The following is an 18,862-nucleotide window of genomic DNA, read 5'->3' as shown; positions in this document are numbered from 1 at the left end:
GGACGGGGTCCCGCTAGCGGGCGGCGCTCTGGACGGGCCGCTGAGCGGAGGCGGACGCCTCACGCTCGCCGGCCGTGGGCGAGAGGGCGACGAACGCCGACGTGAGGAACAGGTACGACCCGAGGCCGACGGCGAGGGGGAAGATGAACTGCATCGCCGTGGCCCCGGGCAGGACTTCGCCGGAGGGGGCGACGCGCACCCGCACGGCGAGCATTCCGGTGTAGTGCATGCTGCTGACGGCCGCTCCCATGACCAGGGAGGCGAGGGTGACCGCGAGGGGCGACTTGATGTTGAGCCCCGCCCACAGCGCCGCGGTCGCCGCCACGACGGCGATCAGCACCGAGAGGCCGACGAGGAGGGGCCGGTAGGTCACGTCGCCGTGCAGCCGTACGGCCGCCATGCCCAGGTAGTGCATGCTGGCGACGCCCAGCCCGGTGGTGAGGCCGCCGAGCAGGAGCGCGCGGTTGCGGTCCCGGCTGTAGCCGACGGCGAAGACGCCGGCGCAGACGACGGCCATGGCGACGACCAGGCTGAGGATGGTCAGCGGTACGTCGTAGCGGATGTCGGTGCCGCTGACGCGGAAGCCGAGCATGGCCACGAAGTGCATGGTCCAGATGCCCGTGCCGATCGCGGAGGCCGCGGTGAGGAGCCAGTTGCGGCGCGACCGCCCGGTGGCGGCGAGTGCGCGGACGGTGCAGCGCAGTCCCAGTGCGGCGCCCGTGCAGGCCATCAGATACGACAGCACGGGGGTCAGCCAGCCGAAGGCGGCGTGGTCCAGGTGTCCCATGGCCCCGGGACGCTAGCCGGGTCAGGGGCGCACGAAGGGGGCGCATTTCGAAAGGTGTTGGAATATGACGCAGAGAGGTGGCGGAACGATCGGGTCGCGCTCGAACGTGCGCACAGGAGTGTCCCTCGTGGCGGTGAGGAATCATGCCGGACATGAGCGACGACCACACACACGTCCAGGAGTTCTTCGCCGCCCGTGCGGCCGGGTGGGACAGCAAGTTCCCCGATGACGGTCCCGCCTTCGCGGCCGCCGTGGCGGAGATGGGACTGCGTCCGGGCGACCGCGTGCTCGACGCCGGATGCGGCACGGGCCGCGCCCTGCCGCCGCTGCGAGCCGCGGTCGGACCTGCCGGGGTGGTGGTCGGCGTCGATCTGACTCCCGCGATGCTCCAGGCCGCCGTCCGGGCCGGCCGGGACCGGGCGGGCCGTCTGCTGCTCGCGGACGTGGCCGCGCTGCCGCTGTGCCGGGGCGCTCTGGACGCGGTCTTCGCGGCAGGCCTGATCGCGCACCTGCCGGAGCCGGTGGCGAACCTGCGGGAACTGGCCCGTGTGGTGCGCCCGGGCGGCAGGCTCGCGCTGTTCCATCCCATCGGTCGGGCCGCCCTGGCGGCACGTCAGGGGCGGCGGATCACTCCGGACGATCTCCGCGCCGAGGCCAATCTCCGTCCGCTGCTGGAGCGCGCGGGCTGGCGCATGACCTCGTACGCCGACGAGGAGGCCCGCTTCCTCGCGCTGGCGACCCGCGAGGACTGACCGCGGGTCGCGTCAGCCCTGTCCGGCCACGGCCGCCACGAAGGCGTCGGGGTTGTCGAACATGACGTTGTGCCCGGCGCCCGGCACCGTGAGAACGCGGACGCCCCGCGGCCTCCAGGCTCCGCCGGCCCGGGACTTCGCCGCTGTGCTCGCCATGGAGGTAGACGCGGTCGGCCTCCAGGCCTTCGAGGATCGTGCGCATGACGGGATCCGAGCCGCGGCGGAGGCCGACGGCGCTGCGGTGCAGCGCCCGGGGGCCGGCCAGCCGCATCGTGGCGGCCCGCAAAGGACCGACGGCGTCCAGCACGCGCGCGTACTGACTCTCGACGAACTGGTCCCCCCGTACGTGGCGATCGAGCTGCTGCCGGCCGTGGCCGGCGGGAAGGCGTCGAGGTTGGCCTCGGTGAGGACCAGCTGTGAGACCAGGTCGGGCCGCCGGTGCGCGACACCCTGAACTCACTCGGGGACGTCGCCCGCTGAGACGTCCAGGTGGCGCACCGGGCACCCGCCCGCCCCCGGGACCGGGCGGGTGCCCAGGTCGGCCGGACGGTAGCCGTTCGGGTAGCTCCTGATCTCCCGGTTCTGCCGCGCGAAGTGCGGTGCGCGGCGGGGCGGGAGCAGGCGGACCAGCCGGCCGCGCGCCCGGACCGCGCGGCGTACGAGTGCGACGGAGACGGGGCCCGGCGGCCCGTAGTGGAACGCGCGCAGCAGCGGTTCGTCGAGCAGGGCGAGCGTGGCCGTGCGCAGCAGGGGCGCCAGCGGGCGCGGATACCAGGACGCCATCAGGTCGAGCGTGGCGTCGGAGACCCGCCGGGCCTGCTCGTCCCAGGCGAAGTGGGCCTGCTCGTACGCGTCGAGCAGCGCCTCGAACTCCTCGTAGGTCTCCGGGATCCCGGGGATGCCCATGTGCCGGCCGAGGGTGCGGTAGTACTCGGTGGCGGCGACGATCTCGTGCCGGGACAGGCGGCGCCAGCCGTAGGTGTCGATCCAGCGCCGGGGCACCACCACGAACGTGGACAGCACGTACCGCATGTCGTCGTCGCTGATGTCGTAGCTGCGGTGCATCTGGTTGATCCGGCGGATCGCGGTGCGGCCCTCGGGGGCGTCGAATCCGTGCTCCACGACGGTGTCGAGGAGAAGCGCGGTGTCGTCGTACCTCTTCTGCGTGCGCTCGGTGAGCTCTCCCGTCCGTGCGAGCAGCCGCCCGATGGAGGGGATGGCGTAGGTGCGGTACAGAGCCAGTTCCAGGGCCCGTGTGTAGTCCCACGGAAATTCGAACGCCGTGCTGAGCCGGTAGATCTGGTGAGCGTCCGTCACCGGGTCCATCCGCTGGATCCGCCTGAGCCGGTCGAAGCGCACCGTCACTGCCCCCTTTTACCGCCGGAGCTTCAACTCTACGTTGAGCAGTGCCGGATGGGTGGTCGGTGACGACCCCGTTCAGAGGAAGGCGGGTCAGGTGTTCGACGCGATACGCAAGTACGCCGCCAGGTTCCGTACGTCTCCGCGCGCGGAGACGACGGTCAGCCGGGAACGGCGTCCACACAACTTGTTCGAGGCCGCGGCGGCCTATGTGGCGGCCCGCACGGAGGACGACCAGGACGGCATCGACGAGGCGTCGGCGTGGGTGTCCCCGGAGGCGCTGTCGTTCGGGGTGAACGAACTGGCGTGCCGGGCGGTCGTCGCCCTGGCCCGGGAACGCGACCAGTCGCCCCGGACGGTGGCCCGCGACCTCCTCGGCCTGCCGGCCGCCTGAGCCGGCCCGTGCCGACGCGGATCACGGGCTTCGGACGGCGGCCGTTTCGCCCCCGTCCAGGTGGAAACCTGCAGCTCCGCGTGGTGTGTGGAGTCGTGACAAGCACCTCCCACTCGCACTAGGGTGCGCGCCGATGGACGAACCACTGGGAGGGCTGTGATGGCCGGGACGGACGAGCAGGCCGTCGCCGCCGCGGACGAGGCGCTGTATGTGCTCACGGCGGTGCTGCTGACGCCCGCACAGTTCCCGAGCGTGCTGGGCGACGACTATCCCGAAGCGTGCGCGGCGCTGGGTCTGGCGCCGTGCGCCGACGGGTACGGCCTGGTGCTGGGGCAGGACGGTGACGGCGCCCGCTGGACGGTCGCCATCGACGACGTGTCCCTGGTCGCCGTGGCGATCGCGTCCTGGGACTGCGGCATGGAGTACGAACTGTCTCCGGACGAGAACACGGTGGTCGCCGCCCTGCCGGGCTGGCCGCTGGCCGTCGCCGTAGCCGCCCCGGGGGTGCCCGCACCGCACGATCCCACCCCGGACGCCGCGGACGGGCCCGCGCTGACCCCGCCGGACACCAGCTCCTGGGGGCCGGCCCAGCGCCGCCTGGGCGCCGACGAGATCGCGCTGCAATGGGCCGTCTGGCGGGAGCAGATCGGCGACGTCTTCACGCCCTCCCCCGGCGCGCCCGCCGAAGCGGCGCAGCCGTCGGCGGACGACGCGGGCGATGCGCCCAAGTCCGGGCACCGCGGCGTCCGGCGCGTGCTGGCGGAGGCACGCGCCTACCTCGACTCGCCGCCGCCGCTCGGCCGGGTCCGCTCCTCCTTCGCCCCGGGCGACGCCCGTACGCTGCGGGCCGACGGCCCGGGCTGGTCGATCGTGGCGCGCACCGACGACATCGCGTTCGTCCTGCTGGACGAGGAGCCGGGTGAGGTACTGCCGGTGGGCCGGGGCCCCGAGCTGCCCGGCCTGCTGGAAGCACTCGACAAGCTGGCCGTACGCCCCTTGTGATCCTGTGGAGCCGTGCCGCGCGCGGAGCGGCACGGCTCCCGACCGGCTCAGGACCCTCCGGGGGCCCCGCCCCTGTCCGTGCTGTGCTCGTGCGCGCGTTTCGGGACCGGGCAACGGCTCTCAGCGGGACCCGTGCAGCGAACCCTCAGCGGCCCAGTTCCTTGCGCGTCACACGACGGAGTCTGCGCCGCTGTGCGGGGTCCAGGGCCAGGTAGGCGGCGACCGGGATTCCCACCACGATGAGGAACGCCACCCACCAGGGCAGCCAGATCAGCAGGAGCAGACCGACCGCCACGCCCCCTGCGGCGATCTTCGCGTTCTTGGACATGAGCGTCGCCTCCTCCGCGGCAGCCCTTGCCGCTCTCTGTCCTGAGAACGGGCGCACGCTTCCCGCGGTTCCGAGGCCCGCCCCTGAGACTTCCCCCATACCTATCCCCTAGTGGCTTGCATTACACGCACGCCCCTCGGCCCGCGCCTCGACGTGCTGTACCCTCGGCGGCTCCGAGCCATTAGTCAAATTTGAGGAGCGCGGGCCGAATCGTGCAGAGGATCTCCACCGCACCGCCCAACGAACATTCCGAACAGCCCTTACCTTCTGACGCGACCCAACCGTCCGAACGGTCCGAGCCGTCTGACGCCTCCACCCCGTCCGACCCGTACGAGCCGTCCGTCCTGTCCCGGCTGGACGGCTGCCGCGCCGTCTTCCTCCCCTCCGACCCGCCGCGCGCCGGCAGGATGGCCTTCTGGCGGCCGGACGGCGCGGCTCTCCCGGCCGTCGCCCAGGGATCCACCGCCGAGCTGGACCTGGTGCTGCCCGCGCCGGACGGCGACGTGGAGCGGGTGCGGCTGCCCGCCGTTCTCCTGCCGGTCCGGGCGGCCCTGCCGCTGCTCACCCGGCCGGGGCGGGACGGGCGGCACCGAGCAGTCGAGTTCTGGGGTACTGCCGGTCTGCTCGCCCTGCGGTTCCTGGCGCGCGGTCTGCTCCTGCCCGGCCTGTCGCCGGCCGATCACGACGCATGGCGGGTGGGACCGCTGTCCGCGCGCGACGCTGAGCTGGTCCGCGAACTCGCCGCCGCCATGCCCCCGGAGGCACACGCCACGCCCCTCGCGGTGGACGGACGCCCGCGCCTGCCGGACCCGGAACGGCTGTTGCGCTCCTTCCTGGACGCGGTCGCCGACGCCCTCCCGCGCTCCCCCGCCGCCGCTCTGGTGACGGGCGGCGCCGCGTTCGCCGCATCGGAGCCGCAGTGCCTGCCCGGTCTCCGCGGGTGGGCCGACGACCTCGCCGCCGATCACGACACGGGCCTCCGGCTGTCGTTGCGGGTGGAGGCGACCGGCCTCCACGACCCCGCCGGCGAGGATCAGGCCTCCGTGCGGTTCCGTGCGGTGCTCCAAGTGCACGGCATCAGTGGGGCGGCGGAGACCGCGGACGCCGCCGGGCTCTGGTCCGGTCCGGCGGCCGCGCGAGACGCGTTCGGGCCGCGCGCGCGGGCGGACACGCTGCTGGCTCTGCGCCGCGCGGTCCGGGCGTGGCCGCCGCTCACGCCGCTGCTCACCGCCACCATTCCCGACGCAGTGCACCTGGCCGACGACGAGATCGCCGACCTCCTGGGCGAGGGTGCCCGGGCCCTGGCCGCGGCCGGTGTCGACGTGCACTGGCCGAAGGAGCTGTCACGCGGACTGACCACGTACGCGTCCATCGGCCCGCCGGACGGGCAGGACGAACCGCGGCCCTCGTTCCGCTCCGCCGACGCCGGGCCGGCCTTCCGGTGGTCGTTCGCGCTGGGCGGGCGCGAGCTGTCGCGGGAGGAACTGGATCTGCTGGCGGAGGCCAAGCGCCCCCTGGTCCGGCTGCGCGACCGCTGGGTGCTCGTCGACCCCCGGGAAGCGGAGCAGGCGCGGGGCCGCGAGGACCGTTCCATCACCCCGGTCGAGGCCCTGGCGGCCGCCCTGACGGGCTCGGCCGACGCCGACGGCCTCCGTGTCGACGTACGGCCCACGGGGTGGCTGGAGCGGCTCCGGGAACGGCTCGCCGACCCGGAAGCCGCCGAACCGGTGGGACCGCCGCCGGAGCTCACCGCAACCCTGCGCGACTACCAGCTGCGCGGCCTTGGCTGGCTCGCCCGGACGACGGCCCTCGGACTGGGCTGTTGTCTGGCCGACGACATGGGGCTGGGGAAGACGGTCACTCTGATCGCCCTCCATCTGCACCGGCAGGCGGATCCCGTGTCGGCCGGCGCCACGCTGGTGGTCTGCCCCGCCTCCCTGCTCGGCAACTGGCAGCGCGAGATCGAGAGGTTCGCGCCCGGTGTCCCGGTGCGCCGGTTCCACGGCCCCGCGCGCGGCCTCGAGTCCTTGGCGGACGGCGAGTTCGTGCTCACCACCTACGGCACGATGCGCCTGGACGCCGAACGGCTCGCCGGAGTGCCCTGGGGGATGGTCGTCGCCGACGAGGCACAGCATGTGAAGAACCCCTACGCGGCGACCGCACGCGCACTGCGTTCCGTCGACGCACGCGCACGCGTGGCGCTCACCGGCACACCGGTGGAGAACGACCTGACGGAACTGTGGGCGATCCTCGACTGGGCCACCCCGGGGCTGCTCGGCCGCCTCAGCGCCTTCCGCGCTCTGTACGCGCGGCCCGTCGAGGGCGGCGGGGACCCGGCCGCGGCGGAGCGTCTGGCGCGTCTCGTGCGGCCGTTCCTGCTGCGGCGCCGCAAGTCGGACCCGGGCATCGCGCCGGAACTGCCGCCGAAGACCGAGACCGACCACCCCGTGGGGCTCACGCACGAGCAGACCGGCCTCTACGAGGCACTCGTCCGCGAGACCCTCGGCCGGATCGCGGACGCCGACGGCATGGCCCGCCGGGGTCTCATCGTGAAGCTGCTGACCGGGCTGAAGCAGATCTGCAACCACCCGGCGCAGTTCCTCAAGGAGGACCATCCGGAAACCGCGGGACGCTCCGGCAAGCTGGAGCTGCTGGACGAACTCCTCGACACCATCCTGACGCAGCGCTCGGGAGTGCTCGTCTTCACGCAGTACGTGCGCATGGCCCGTCTCCTCGAACGGCACCTGACGGCCCGTGGGGTCCCCTCCCAGCTGCTGCACGGCGGCACTCCCGTCGCCGAGCGCGAGTCGCTGGTGCGCCGCTTCCAGGACGGTGAGGTGCCGGTGTTCCTCCTGTCGTTGAAGGCCGCGGGGACGGGCCTCAACCTCACCCGGGCCGATCACGTGGTGCACTACGACCGCTGGTGGAACCCGGCGGTCGAGGCCCAGGCCACCGACCGGGCGTACCGGATCGGACAGACCCGCCCCGTGCAGGTGCACCGGCTGATCGCCGAGGGAACCGTCGAGGACCGCATCGCGGAGATGCTCGGGCGCAAGCGCGCGCTCGCGGACGCCGTGCTGGGCACCGGCGGCGCCGCGCCGGCGGAACTGACGGAGTTGACGGACGCGGAACTCGCCGCGCTGGTGGCACTGCGCGGGGAGGCGCGATGAGCCGCTACGAGCACGAGCACGAAGGCGGCCCGGAGCGCACGTTCGCCGCCTTGCCGCCCGCGCGCGGGAAGGCGTTCGCGCGGACCTGGTGGGGCCGCGCCTGGCTCGCGGCGCTGGAGGACGCGGCGCTTGAGGCCACCGCGGTGAAGGCGGGGCGCCGGCTCGCGCGCGCGGGCGAGGTCGGCGCGGTGACCGTACGGCCGGGCCGGGTCACCGCCGTCGTACGGGAGCCTAAGGGCGGGGCGCACCGGGCCGACGTCCTGGTGCCCGAGCTGTCCGAGCGGGAGTGGGCGCGCTTCGAGGACCTGGCCGTCGAACAGGCGGGACACCTGGCCGCGCTCCTCGACGGGGACCTGCCGTCCCACCTGATCGAGGACGCGGCGATCAGGGGGATCGAGCTGCTGCCCGGTCTCGGCGAGCTGGAACCCGAGTGCGACTGCGGCGCCTGGGACCACTGCGGGCACACCGCGGCCCTGTGCCATCAGGTGGCACGGCTGCTGGACGAGGATCCGTTCGTGCTGCTGCTGATGCGCGGCCGGGGAGAGAGCACGTTCCTGCGGGAACTGCACCAGCGGAGCACGTCGGCCCCGGACGAGCCGTCGGAGCCGGGCGAGCCGTACGGGGCCGAGGGCGTGGACGCCGCGGAGGCGTGGGCGGCCGCGGACATCCTGCCCGGGCTCCCCACGCTGCCCGACGTCCCGGAGGAGGCCGGCGAACCACCGTCCTACGATGCCGAGACGGCACCGACGCCGGCCGTCGACCCCGCGGCCCTGCGGTATCTGGCCGGGAAGAGCGCCCAGGAGGCTCACCGACTGCTGGCGCAGGCCCTCGGCGACCGGGGTGCCGAGAAACGGGATGAGCGGACGCTGACCGCGGCCGAGGACGTCGTACGGCTCGCCGACGGCGCGGTGCCCGGTGCCGTGGCGGAGCGGCTCGCCGAGGGGTCGGGGCGGGGCCGCGAGGGGCTGGCGACGGCCGTCCTGGCCTGGCGGCTGGGAGGACCGGCAGCGCTGACCGTCCTCGATGAGGAGTGGCAGGTCGAGGGAGGTGCCCTAGCACGCGCGCGTGCCGCTCTGGACGCGGCCTGGGAGGCGGACGAACGGCCGTCGTTCCGGCGGAGCGGCAACCGGTGGGCGGTCCCCGACGAAGGGTTGGAACTGCGGCTCGGACCGGACGGCCGCTGGTGGCCGTACCGCGCCGAGGAGGAGCGCCGGCTTCCGGCGGGCGCCCCGGACCGCAACCCGGCGACAGCGCTGGCGACGGGACGGCTGACGACCCCGGAGGGCCGGACACCCCGAGGCGTCTGACGGCCGGCGGGGCGGCTCGCCGGCCGGCGGGAACAGGACGTGCGCGAACGGTGCTCGCCGGCAGGACCGACCGGGGGCATTCCGAAACCGCCCGGCGACTTCGGAATGCCCCCGGCGGTGCTCAGCCCCGGGCGCCCAGCAGGTGGTCCATGGCCAGCTGGTCGAGCCGCTCGAAGGCCATCCCGCGCGCGGCGGCCGCCTCCACGTCGAAGTCCTCGAAGGCGGCGCGGTCGTCGAGCAGGCCCTGCAGGCCGTCCGCCGCGGTCGGCTGGGCGAGTTCGTCGAGCCGCGAGGCACGCAGCGCGTCCTGGACCTCCGGGTCGGCACGGAACGCGGCGGCACGCTCCTTCAGGATGAGGTAGTTGCGCATGCAGCCGGCCGCCGACGCCCACACGCCGTCGAGGTCCTCGGTCCGCGGCGGCTTGAAGTCGAAGTGCCGGGGCCCTTCGTAACCCGCGGTCTCCAGCAGGTCGACGAGCCAGAAAGCGGCCCGCAGGTCACCGGCGCCGAACCGCAGGTCCTGGTCGTACTTGATGCCGGACTGGCCGTTGAGGTCGATGTGGAAGAGCTTGCCGGCCCACAGGGCCTGCGCGATGCCGTGCGGGAAGTTCAGCCCGGCCATCTGCTCGTGCCCCACCTCGGGGTTCACGCCGTACAGCTCGGGACGCTCCAGGCGCTCGATGAAGGCCAGCGCGTGGCCGACCGTGGGCAGCAGGATGTCGCCGCGCGGCTCGTTGGGCTTGGGCTCGATGGCGAACCGGAGGTCGTAGCCCTGGGAGGTGACGTACTCACCCAGGAGGTCGAAGGCCTCCTTCATACGGTCCAGGGCGACGCGGACGTCCTTGGCGGCGCCGGACTCGGCGCCCTCGCGACCGCCCCAGGCGACGTACGTCTTCGCGCCCAGTTCGGCGGCGAGGTCGATGTTGCGGATCGTCTTGCGCAGGGCGTAGCGCCGGACGTCGCGGTCGTTGGCGGTGAACGCGCCGTCCTTGAAGACGGGGTGCGTGAAGAGGTTGGTGGTGGCCATCGGCACGCTCATGCCGGTGGCGTCCAGGGCCTGGCGGAAGCGCTTGATGTGGGACTCGCGCTCGGTGTCCGACGACCCGAACGGGATCAGGTCGTCGTCGTGGAAGGTCACTCCGTGGGCGCCGAGCTCCGCCAGGCGCCGCACCGTCTCGACCGGGTCGAGGGCGCGGCGGGTGGCGTCGCCGAACGGGTCCCTGCCCTGCCAGCCAACGGTCCACAGGCCGAAGGTGAACCTGTCCTCGGGGGTGGGCTGGTAGCTCATGCCGCGGCTCCTTGCTTGGTACGACTATTTCGTCATGGCCGTTTACAAATTAGTATGCACACGCACCTCTGGGAAGACACAAGGTGTGTCCTCGTCGGCGGAGGATCCATTCCACCGCCGCCGCGGACCGATGTCCTGCCGGGTCACGGCACACCCCGCGGAGCCGCGGAAAGAGGGAGAGCCCGATGTCAGCAGCCGAGGGTCCGCTCGTCGTGGGCGTGGACACCTCCACGCAGTCCACGAAGGCACTGGTCGTCGACTCGGCCACCGGCGAGGTGGTGGCGAGCGGGCAGGCGCCGCACACCGTGTCCTCCGGGGCGGGCCGGGAGAGCGATCCGCGCCAGTGGTGGGACGCGTTGCGCGAGGCGCTGCGCCAGTGCGGCGAACCGGCGCGCGAGGCCGCCGCGGTGTCGATCGGCGGCCAGCAGCACGGCCTGGTCACGCTGGACGAGCGGGGTGAGCCGGTGCGCCCGGCACTGCTCTGGAACGACGTCCGCTCCGCACCGCAGGCACGCCGGCTCGTGGAGGAGCTGGGCGGCCCGAAGGCGTGGGCGGAGCGGACCGGCAGCGTGCCCGGGGCGTCGTTCACGGTGACGAAGTGGGCCTGGCTGGCCGAGCACGAGCCGGAGGCCGTCCGCGCCACCAGGGCGGTACGGCTCCCCCACGACTACCTCACCGAGCGGCTGACCGGACAGGGCACGACCGACCGCGGCGACGCGTCCGGCACGGGCTGGTGGGCCGCCGGCACGGAGGCGTACGACGAGGAGACGCTGGCGCATGTGGGGCTCGACCCGGCGCTGCTGCCCCGGGTGGTGCGGCCCGGCGAGGTGGCCGGCACCGTGCGCGACGGCCACGACCTGCCGTTCTCCAAGGGCACCCTGGTGGCGCCGGGCACCGGTGACAACGCCGCCGCCGCGCTGGGCCTCGGGCTCCGGCCGGGCACGCCGGTGCTGAGCCTCGGCACGTCCGGCACCGTGTACGCGGTCGCCAGGCGCCGGCCCGCCGATCCGACGGGCACGGTGGCCGGTTTCGCGGACGCCCACGGGGACTGGCTGCCGCTCGCGTGCACGCTGAACTGCACCCTCGCCGTGGACCGGGTCGCGGCGCTGCTGGGCCTGGACCGGGAGGCCGTGGAGCCCGGCACCTCCGTCACCCTGCTGCCGTACCTGGACGGCGAGCGCACCCCGAACCTCCCCAACGCCGCCGGACTGCTGACCGGGCTGCGCCACGACACGACGGCCGGCCAGTTGCTGCAGGCGGCCTACGACGGCGCGGTGCACGCCCTGCTCGGCGCGCTCGAACTGGTCCTGGACGAGGACGCGGACCGCAGCACGCCACTGCTGCTGATCGGCGGCGGAGCCCGGGGCACCGCCTGGCAGCAGACCGTACGGCGGCTGTCGGGCCGGCCGGTCCAGATCCCCAGGGCCGCGGAACTGGTCGCCCTGGGGGCCGCCGCACAGGCCGCAGGGCTGCTGACCGGCGAGGATCCGGGCGCGGTGGCACGCCGCTGGAACACGGCCGCCGGCCCGGTGCTGGACGCCGTCGAGCGGGACGAGGCGACGCTGGCGCGGATCAGCGGGGTACTCTCCGACGCGGCCCCGCTGCTGGAGCGGGGGACGGAATCGCGGTAAGTCCCAGCCCGGGCACGCGCGCAAGGTCCGGATTCCGGGTACGGGCACGGGGTCCGGCCGCAGACACCGAGGATTGACGACGGGCATGACCGCACCACTGCACGAGGGCCGCTCGCGCGGCACCGGACGCTCCCTGCCGGACACCCAGCAGGGCATGCGCCGGCGCAACCTCGCCCGGGTGATGCACGCCGTCAGCGCGGCGGGCCCGCTGTCCCGGGCGGCGGTCGCCTCGCACATCGGACTGACCCGGGCCGCGGTGTCGACCCTCGTGGACGACCTGGTCCGCTGGGGACTGCTGGAGGAGCTGGGCCCGGAGCGGCCGGGCCGGGTGGGCCGCCCCGGATCGGCTCTCGCGGTGAGCGGACGCGGCCCGGCCGGCATCGGAGCGGAGATCGGCGTCGACCATCTCGCGGTGTGCGCGGCCGACCTGCGCGGCACCGTCCGCGCGCGTGCCGTGCGGTACGGCGCCAACCGCGGCCGGGCCCCGAAGCCCGTACTGGAGGAGCTGACGGAACTGGTCGGCCGGGTCCTGGCGGAGGCCGAACGGGAGGGGCTGTGGCCCGCCGGGCTCGCGGTCGCCGTACCGGGACTCGTGGCGAGCGACGGCCGCACCGTCGTGCGCGCCCCGAACCTCGACTGGCACGATGTGGACCTCGGTTCCCTGTTGCCCGGCGGCCTGCCGCTGACCGTGGACAACGAGGCCAACTTCGGTGCTCTGGCCGAGCTGTGGCTCGGCGCCGGCACACCGCGCGACTTCCTGCACGTCTCGGCCGAGATCGGTATCGGCGCCGCGGTCGTCGTGGAGGGGCAGGTGCTGCGCGGCACCCGCGGTTTCGCGGGCGAGCTGGGCCATGTGCCCGTCCGGCCCGACGGCCCCGCCTGCCCCTGCGGCGGGCGCGGCTGCCTGGAGCAGTACGCCGGCGAGGAGGCGGTGCTGCGCGCGGCCGGCCTCGAACCGCGCGAGGACCTGGCCGGACTGCTCGCGGAGCGCGCCGAAGAGGGCGACGAGGCCGTACGCCGGGCCCTGCGGGACGCCGGAACGGCCCTCGGGATAGCCCTGACCGGGGCCGTCAATCTGCTCGACCCCGAGACGGTCGTCCTGGGCGGGGCACTCGCGGGCCTCTCCCCCTGGCTGCTGCCTTCGCTGGCCGCGGAGCTGGCGGGCCGTACGGCCGGTCCGGCCTGCCCGGTGGCCGTGTCCACGCTCGGCCCTGAGGGCCCGCTGCTGGGCGCCGCCCACTATGTCGTCCGCGCGGTGCTCGACGATCCGGCGACGGTCGCGGAACGGCCCGTGGCGGAGCGGGGCTGACGGACCGCCCCCCGCAGGCCGAATCTGACGGCCCACCCCCGGGAAGCCGAACCTGACGGCCCACCACGAACGCCTAGGCGTAGCCCGTTCAGGTGGCCGAGTTCTCCACACAGCTCGCCGTGTCCACAGATACGCGGCGCACCCTTCTGCCCAACTCCCCCACGCCGTAACGTAATTCGCACGAGACACAGCCGCCGGGCGAGCCCGCCGGCTGCCTCACGGCGGTGTCTCGCGCGAGAAGGAAACGCCCGCACCGCGTGAGGCCGGCCGGCGCACCCGTCGTGGGAGGCGCCGACATCCAGGGGGAAGGGGTGGCCGTGGAGTGCGCACTGACCGGCGTGACGAGCGTCGGTCACCCCAAGCCCGTCGTCACCCCCTGGACCCGGTTGGAGTCAGACACGCGGCCGATCTCGGCCGGGTCGGCGCGTCCGCTGGAGGACGCGTGGCTGATACCGCAGCTTGACCTGGTGCGGTGGCTGGCACGCGGCACGCACACGCGGCCGCGCGAGACCGCAACCGCCTCTCGATCCCTGACGCCACGTCAGCCATTCAGCCACCCATGGCACGGCCCCCCCATCCTCCCCCACCCGCTCCCCGAAAGGCAGCCGACGATGGACATGAACCGGCCCGGACTCCAGCTCAGCAGGCGACGGATCCTGATGGGCGCGGCACTCGCCGCGGCCCCTTCCGCGCTGCTCACCGACGCCCGCGCGGGTGCGCAGGCAGCCGTGGACTACCCCTCGGCCGAGTGGCAGCCGGCGGTCTCCACGAACTACACGGCGTCGAACCGCCCCGGCAGCTACACGATCGACCGCGTGATCATCCACATCACGCAGGAGACGTACAGCGACACCCTGGCCATCTTCCGCGACCCCGACAAGAAGGTGTCCGCCCACTACGTGGTCCGCTCGGCGGACGGTCACGTGGCGCAGTGCGTGCGCGAGGCGAACGTCGCCTGGCACGCGGGCAACTGGGACTACAACACCCGCAGCGTCGGCATCGAGCACGAAGGCTGGGTGGACCAGCCGGCCTACCTCACCGACGCCCTCTACGAGCAGTCGGCGAAGCTGACGGCCGCGATCTGCGCCCACTACGGCGTCCCCAAGGACAGACAGCACATCATCGGCCACTACGAGGTGCCGGGCAGCGATCACTCCGATCCCGGACCGCTGTGGGACTGGGTGCGCTACATCAGACTGGTCAATTTCGCCTAGGCGGCTGTCGAACCGGTTGTCCCCACCAACACGTCGAGTGACGATGGTGCCAGCCGTTTCACCGTCCGGGAGGGCCAGTTGACCGATCCCTGGGTGGCCCTGGAACCGGGGGCCGATCCCGCCGAGCGCGTCCGGGCATTGCGCCGGGCACACGAGACGTTCACCACGGCGGGCACGGTGCCGCGGCCGGTGCGCTCGGTGGTGGCGGAGTCCTGGCGGCGCAGTGCGCGGGCCGGCGTGGGGCCGGACGGCACGGCCAACGTGGAGCTGACCGACGGCGATCTCGGCGCCCATCGGGCCGAGCACCCACTGGCCCAGGTGATGCCGCTGTTCCGGGAGCTGATGGGCTCGTTCGCCGCCGACGGCGAGCACCTGCTGGCGGTGTGCGACGCGCACGGCAGGCTGCTCTGGGTCGAGGGGCACCCGGCGACCCGGCGCCTGGCCGACCGGATGAACTTCGTGCCGGGCGCGCTCTGGTCCGAGGCGGCGGTCGGCACCAACGCGCCGGGGACGGCCGTGGCACTCGACCGGCCGGTGCAGGTGTTCGCGGCGGAGCACTTCATACGGCGGGTGCAGCCCTGGACCTGCGCGGCCGCGCCGGTGCACGACCCGCACACCGGGCGGGTCCTGGGCGCCGTCGACATCACCGGCGGCGACGGGCTGGCGCACCCGCACAGCCTGGGCTTCGTCCAGGCGGTGGCCCGGGCCGCCGAGTCACAGCTCGCACTGCTGGCGCCGCCCCGGCACGCCGAGGACACGGCCCTGCTCAGCGCGCTGGGCCGGGACGAGGCCGAACTCCGCCTGGGCGGACGGCGGGTCCGGCTCGGGCGCCGGCACAGTGAGATCCTCGTGCTGCTGGCCCGCCATCCGGAGGGGCTGACCGGAGACGAACTGCTGTGCGCGCTGTACGAGGACGAGGCGGTGACGCCGGTGACGCTGCGTGCCGAGCTGGCACGACTGCGCCGCCTGATCGGCCCGGGACTGCTCGTCTCGCGGCCGTACCGGCTGTCGGTCGCGGTGGAGTGCGACGCCACCGTGGTGGAGCGGCGGCTGGAGGCGGGCGCGCTGACCGGGGCGGTGACGGCGTACACCGGTCCGCTGCTGCCGGGTTCCCAGGCCCCGGCGGTGGTGCGGCTGCGGCGGCGCCTCGCCGAGGGGATGCGGTCGGCGCTCATCGCCCACCGCGACCCCGACCTGCTCGCCGGCTGGGCGCGCGCCCCATGGGGCGAGGACGACCTGGAGGTGTGGCGGGCTCTGGCGGCGGTGCGGCCGTCGGCGTCGGTACGGGCACGGCTCGCGGCACTGGAGGGCGAGCTGGCTCTGCCGGTACCGCCGCCCTGCCGGGCGCCCGCGCCGCCGGGCCGCGGCGCAACGTACTCGCAACGTCCGCGCGCCTAGCCTCGCGCCGAGAGCTGCCCGACGGCGGGCAGCGCTTCACCGGGAGGCAGACCAGCATGACCCGTTACGCGGCGCCCGGCACCGAGGGCGCGATCGTCTCCTACCAGGCGCGCTACGACCACTTCATCGGCGGCGAGTACGTGCCGCCGGTGCGCGGGCAGTACTTCGAGAACCCGTCACCGGTCAACGGGCAGCCGTTCACCGAGGTCGCGCGCGGCACCGCGGAGGACGTCGAGCGGGCGCTGGACGCGGCGCACAAGGCGGCGCCCGGCTGGGCCCGTACGTCGGTGACGGAGCGGTCCGACATCCTGCTGCGGATCGCCGACCGCATGCAGGCGAACCTCGAGGCCCTCGCGGTGGCCGAGACCTGGGAGAACGGCAAGCCGGTGCGCGAGACGCTGGCGGCCGACATCCCGCTCGCCATCGACCACTTCCGCTACTTCGCGGGCGCCATCCGCGCACAGGAGGGCTCGCTCAGCGAGATCGACGACGACACGGTGGCGTACCACTTCCACGAGCCGCTCGGCGTGGTGGCGCAGATCATCCCGTGGAACTTCCCGATCCTGATGGCCACCTGGAAGCTCGCGCCGGCGCTCGCCGCGGGCAACGCGGTCGTCCTCAAGCCGGCCGAGCAGACCCCGGCGTCCATCCACTACTGGGTGAGCCTGATCGCCGACCTGCTGCCGCCGGGTGTGCTCAACATCGTCAACGGCTTCGGCGCGGAGGCGGGCAAGCCGCTGGCCTCCAGTCCCCGGGTGGCGAAGGTGGCGTTCACCGGGGAGACCACGACCGGGCGGCTGATCATGCAGTACGCCTCGGAGAACATCAAGCCCGTCACGCTGGAACTCGGCGGCAAGTCGCCGAACATCTTCTTCGACGACGTCTGGGCGCACGACGACGACTTCCGGGACAAGGCTCTCGAGGGCTTCACGATGTTCGCGCTCAACCAGGGAGAGGTGTGCACCTGCCCCTCGCGGGCGCTCGTCCAAAGGGGCCATTACGCCGAGTTCCTGGAGGCGGCGGTGGCCCGTACCCGGCTGATCAAGCCGGGGCACCCGCTCGACACCGACACGATGATCGGCGCGCAGGCCTCCAACGACCAGCTGGAGAAGATCCTCTCCTACCTGGACATCGGCCGGCAGGAGGGCGCCAAGGTCCTCACCGGTGGCGAGCGCGTCGAGTACGACGGCGAGTTGAAGGGCGGCTACTACGTCCAGCCGACCATCTTCGAGGGCGACAACCGCATGCGGATCTTCCAGGAGGAGATCTTCGGACCGGTCGTCTCGGTGGCCTCCTTCGACGACTTCGACGACGCCGTCAAGATCGCGAACGACACCCTGTACGGCCTGGGCGCCGGGGTGTGGACGCGTGACGTCAACACCGCCTACCGCGCGGGCCGGGCGATCCAGGCGGGCCGGGTCTGGACGAACTGCTACCACGCCTACCCGGCGCATGCCGCGTTCGGCGGTTACAAGCAGTCCGGGATCGGCCGCGAGACGCACCGGATGATGCTCGACCACTACCAGCAGACGAAGAACCTGCTGGTGTCGTACTCGCCGAAGAAGCTGGGCTTCTTCTAGGGCCCGCGGAGTCCTGGAGTCGGGTTGCCCGGAGACGTGCTGGTGCTCCGGGCAACCCGTTGTCGGTGCCGCGTGAGACCCTGGACGGCAGCCTGGTCAGAGAGGGGAAGCGTGACCGACACCAGCAACACCCGACCCGCCGACGGCGAAGCGCAGGCTCCGCGGAAGAGCCGTCTGCACCGCCTGATGCGCTTCATCCCCCTGATCGCGCCCGTACTTCTGTGGACCGTGCCCTGCTGGGTGCTCCTCTACGCCGGCCAGCACTGGCCGCTGTCCGTCACGCTGGTCGGCACCGCCCTGTTCGTCCTCGGCCTCGGCGGGATGCCGCTCGCGATGATGCGCGGGCACGGCCGGCGCCAGCAGGACGGGGCGGCGATCATCGGCGCCACCCTGCTGGGCGCGAGCTGGGTCCTGTTCACCTGGTCCGTTCTGCTCGGCGTCTTCCTGCGGCTCGCCCTGGTCCTGGCCGCCGTCGGCGAGAGCCAGGACCGGGCTCGAACCGTCACCTGGGCCGTACTCGGCGTAACCGCCGTGCTGTTGGCCTGGGGGTACGCCGAGGCCCGCCGCGTGCCACGGGTGCGCAGACTCGACGTACAGCTCCCACGGCTCGGAGCCGGACTGGACGGCCTCCGCGTCGCCCTCATCACCGACACCCACTACGGCCCACTCGATCGCGCCCGCTGGTCGGCACGGGTCTGCGAGACGGTGAACAGCCTGGAAGCCGACCTGGTCTGCCACACCGGCGACATCGCGGACGGCACGGCCGAACGCCGCCGCGCCCAGGCCGCCCCACTCGGCACTGTGCGCGCCACCCGGGCCCGTGTGTACGTCACCGGCAACCACGAGTACTACAGCGAGGCCCAGGGCTGGGTCGACCTGATGGACGAGCTGGGCTGGGAGCCGCTGCGCAACCGCCATCTGCTGCTCGAACGCGGCGGCGACACCCTCGTGGTCGCCGGCGTGGACGACGTCACCGCCGAGTCCTCCGGCCTGGCGGGCCACCGCGCCCACCTCGACGGAGCCCTGGACGGCGCCGACCCGGACCTGCCGGTCCTGCTCCTGGCACACCAGCCCAAGTTCATCGACCGTGCGGCGGCCGCCGGCATCGACCTCCAGCTCTCCGGCCACACGCACGGCGGCCAAATATGGCCCTTCCACCACCTCGTCCGCATCGACCAGCCCGCCCTCGCCGGCCTCAGCCACCACGGCCCCCGCACCCTCCTCTACACCAGCCGCGGCACCGGCTTCTGGGGCCCGCCGTTCCGCGTCTTCGCGCCCAGCGAGATCACCCTGCTCGTACTGCGCTCCCCGCAGGTGTCCCACCCGACGTAGCTCGGCCTCCG

General features: G+C 73.5%; 15 protein-coding genes and 1 pseudogene. 11 read left to right on the top strand and 5 right to left on the bottom strand.

What is annotated here, in order from left to right; all coding sequences use genetic code 11:
• Nucleotides 1–13: 13 nt before the first annotated feature.
• Nucleotides 14–787: an MHYT domain-containing protein gene (locus ACFYU0_RS01005; protein WP_389296858.1), complete on the bottom strand. Its 774-nt coding sequence runs from the start codon at nucleotides 785–787 to the stop codon at nucleotides 14–16.
• A 152-nt stretch (nucleotides 788–939) separates the two neighbouring features.
• Here ACFYU0_RS01005 and ACFYU0_RS01000 point away from each other — a divergent pair, with 152 nt between their 5' ends.
• Nucleotides 940–1,539 carry a methyltransferase domain-containing protein gene (locus ACFYU0_RS01000; RefSeq protein ID WP_389296856.1) on the top strand — a complete coding sequence of 200 codons (600 nt, stop codon included), beginning with the start codon at nucleotides 940–942 and terminating at the stop codon, nucleotides 1,537–1,539.
• Between the two features lie 12 nt (nucleotides 1,540–1,551).
• Here ACFYU0_RS01000 and ACFYU0_RS00995 read toward each other — a convergent pair.
• Nucleotides 1,552–1,986: pseudogene (locus ACFYU0_RS00995) on the bottom strand (alpha/beta fold hydrolase); the annotation flags it as partial.
• Nucleotides 1,987–1,995: 9 nt separating this feature from the next.
• The gene (locus tag ACFYU0_RS00990) at nucleotides 1,996–2,865 is read right to left on the bottom strand and encodes an oxygenase MpaB family protein (RefSeq protein WP_389297942.1); all 870 of its coding nucleotides are present in this window, start codon (nucleotides 2,863–2,865) and stop codon (nucleotides 1,996–1,998) included.
• A gap of 130 nt (nucleotides 2,866–2,995) precedes the next feature.
• Between ACFYU0_RS00990 and ACFYU0_RS00985 the strand changes: the two genes are divergently transcribed.
• Both ACFYU0_RS00985 and ACFYU0_RS00980 read left to right on the top strand, forming a co-directional pair.
• A complete protein-coding gene (locus ACFYU0_RS00985; RefSeq protein WP_351660341.1) occupies nucleotides 2,996–3,292 on the top strand; it encodes a hypothetical protein in 297 nt (98 codons plus the stop codon).
• Nucleotides 3,293–3,451: 159 nt separating this feature from the next.
• Nucleotides 3,452–4,294, top strand: coding sequence for a hypothetical protein (locus ACFYU0_RS00980; RefSeq protein WP_351660340.1), 843 nt, complete (start codon nucleotides 3,452–3,454; stop codon nucleotides 4,292–4,294).
• Between the two features lie 145 nt (nucleotides 4,295–4,439).
• Here ACFYU0_RS00980 and ACFYU0_RS00975 read toward each other — a convergent pair whose 3' ends face one another.
• A complete protein-coding gene (locus ACFYU0_RS00975) occupies nucleotides 4,440–4,622 on the bottom strand; it encodes a hypothetical protein (RefSeq protein ID WP_389296853.1) in 183 nt (60 codons plus the stop codon).
• A gap of 407 nt (nucleotides 4,623–5,029) precedes the next feature.
• Between ACFYU0_RS00975 and ACFYU0_RS00970 the strand changes: the two genes are divergently transcribed.
• Complete coding sequence (locus ACFYU0_RS00970) at nucleotides 5,030–7,792, top strand: DEAD/DEAH box helicase (RefSeq protein ID WP_389296851.1); 2,763 nt, start codon at nucleotides 5,030–5,032, stop codon at nucleotides 7,790–7,792.
• A complete protein-coding gene (locus ACFYU0_RS00965) occupies nucleotides 7,789–9,099 on the top strand; it encodes an SWF or SNF family helicase (RefSeq protein ID WP_389296850.1) in 1,311 nt (436 codons plus the stop codon). Before ACFYU0_RS00970 ends, ACFYU0_RS00965 begins: the two co-directional genes overlap by 4 nt.
• Before the next feature lie 121 nt (nucleotides 9,100–9,220).
• Here ACFYU0_RS00965 and xylA read toward each other — a convergent pair whose 3' ends face one another.
• The gene (xylA, locus tag ACFYU0_RS00960; RefSeq protein WP_389296848.1) at nucleotides 9,221–10,387 is read right to left on the bottom strand and encodes a xylose isomerase; all 1,167 of its coding nucleotides are present in this window, start codon (nucleotides 10,385–10,387) and stop codon (nucleotides 9,221–9,223) included.
• A gap of 185 nt (nucleotides 10,388–10,572) precedes the next feature.
• Between xylA and xylB the strand changes: the two genes are divergently transcribed.
• The 6 genes from xylB (at nucleotide 10,573) to ACFYU0_RS00930 (ending at nucleotide 18,851) form a co-directional block, all read left to right on the top strand.
• The gene (gene xylB / locus ACFYU0_RS00955; protein ID WP_351660326.1) at nucleotides 10,573–12,018 is read left to right on the top strand and encodes a xylulokinase; all 1,446 of its coding nucleotides are present in this window, start codon (nucleotides 10,573–10,575) and stop codon (nucleotides 12,016–12,018) included.
• Nucleotides 12,019–12,103: 85 nt separating this feature from the next.
• Nucleotides 12,104–13,327, top strand: a complete 1,224-nt coding sequence (locus ACFYU0_RS00950; protein WP_389296845.1) for an ROK family protein — start codon at nucleotides 12,104–12,106, stop codon at nucleotides 13,325–13,327.
• 617 nt (nucleotides 13,328–13,944) lie between these two features.
• Nucleotides 13,945–14,541 carry an N-acetylmuramoyl-L-alanine amidase gene (locus ACFYU0_RS00945; RefSeq protein ID WP_389297940.1) on the top strand — a complete coding sequence of 199 codons (597 nt, stop codon included), beginning with the start codon at nucleotides 13,945–13,947 and terminating at the stop codon, nucleotides 14,539–14,541.
• A gap of 78 nt (nucleotides 14,542–14,619) precedes the next feature.
• Nucleotides 14,620–15,939 carry a GAF domain-containing protein gene (locus ACFYU0_RS00940; RefSeq protein WP_389296843.1) on the top strand — a complete coding sequence of 440 codons (1,320 nt, stop codon included), beginning with the start codon at nucleotides 14,620–14,622 and terminating at the stop codon, nucleotides 15,937–15,939.
• 56 nt (nucleotides 15,940–15,995) lie between these two features.
• A complete protein-coding gene (adh, locus tag ACFYU0_RS00935) occupies nucleotides 15,996–17,519 on the top strand; it encodes an aldehyde dehydrogenase (RefSeq protein ID WP_389296841.1) in 1,524 nt (507 codons plus the stop codon).
• 111 nt (nucleotides 17,520–17,630) lie between these two features.
• Nucleotides 17,631–18,851 (top strand): metallophosphoesterase, encoded by a 1,221-nt coding sequence (locus ACFYU0_RS00930; RefSeq protein WP_389296839.1) that lies wholly within the window; start codon nucleotides 17,631–17,633, stop codon nucleotides 18,849–18,851.
• Nucleotides 18,852–18,862 lie beyond the last annotated feature (11 nt).

It is taken from the genome of Streptomyces sp. NPDC003720 (genome assembly GCF_042875075.1).
Lineage (GTDB): Bacteria > Actinomycetota > Actinomycetes > Streptomycetales > Streptomycetaceae > Streptomyces.
Note: the sequence above shows the minus strand (reverse complement) of the source record. Positions and strands in the feature narration are given on the sequence as shown.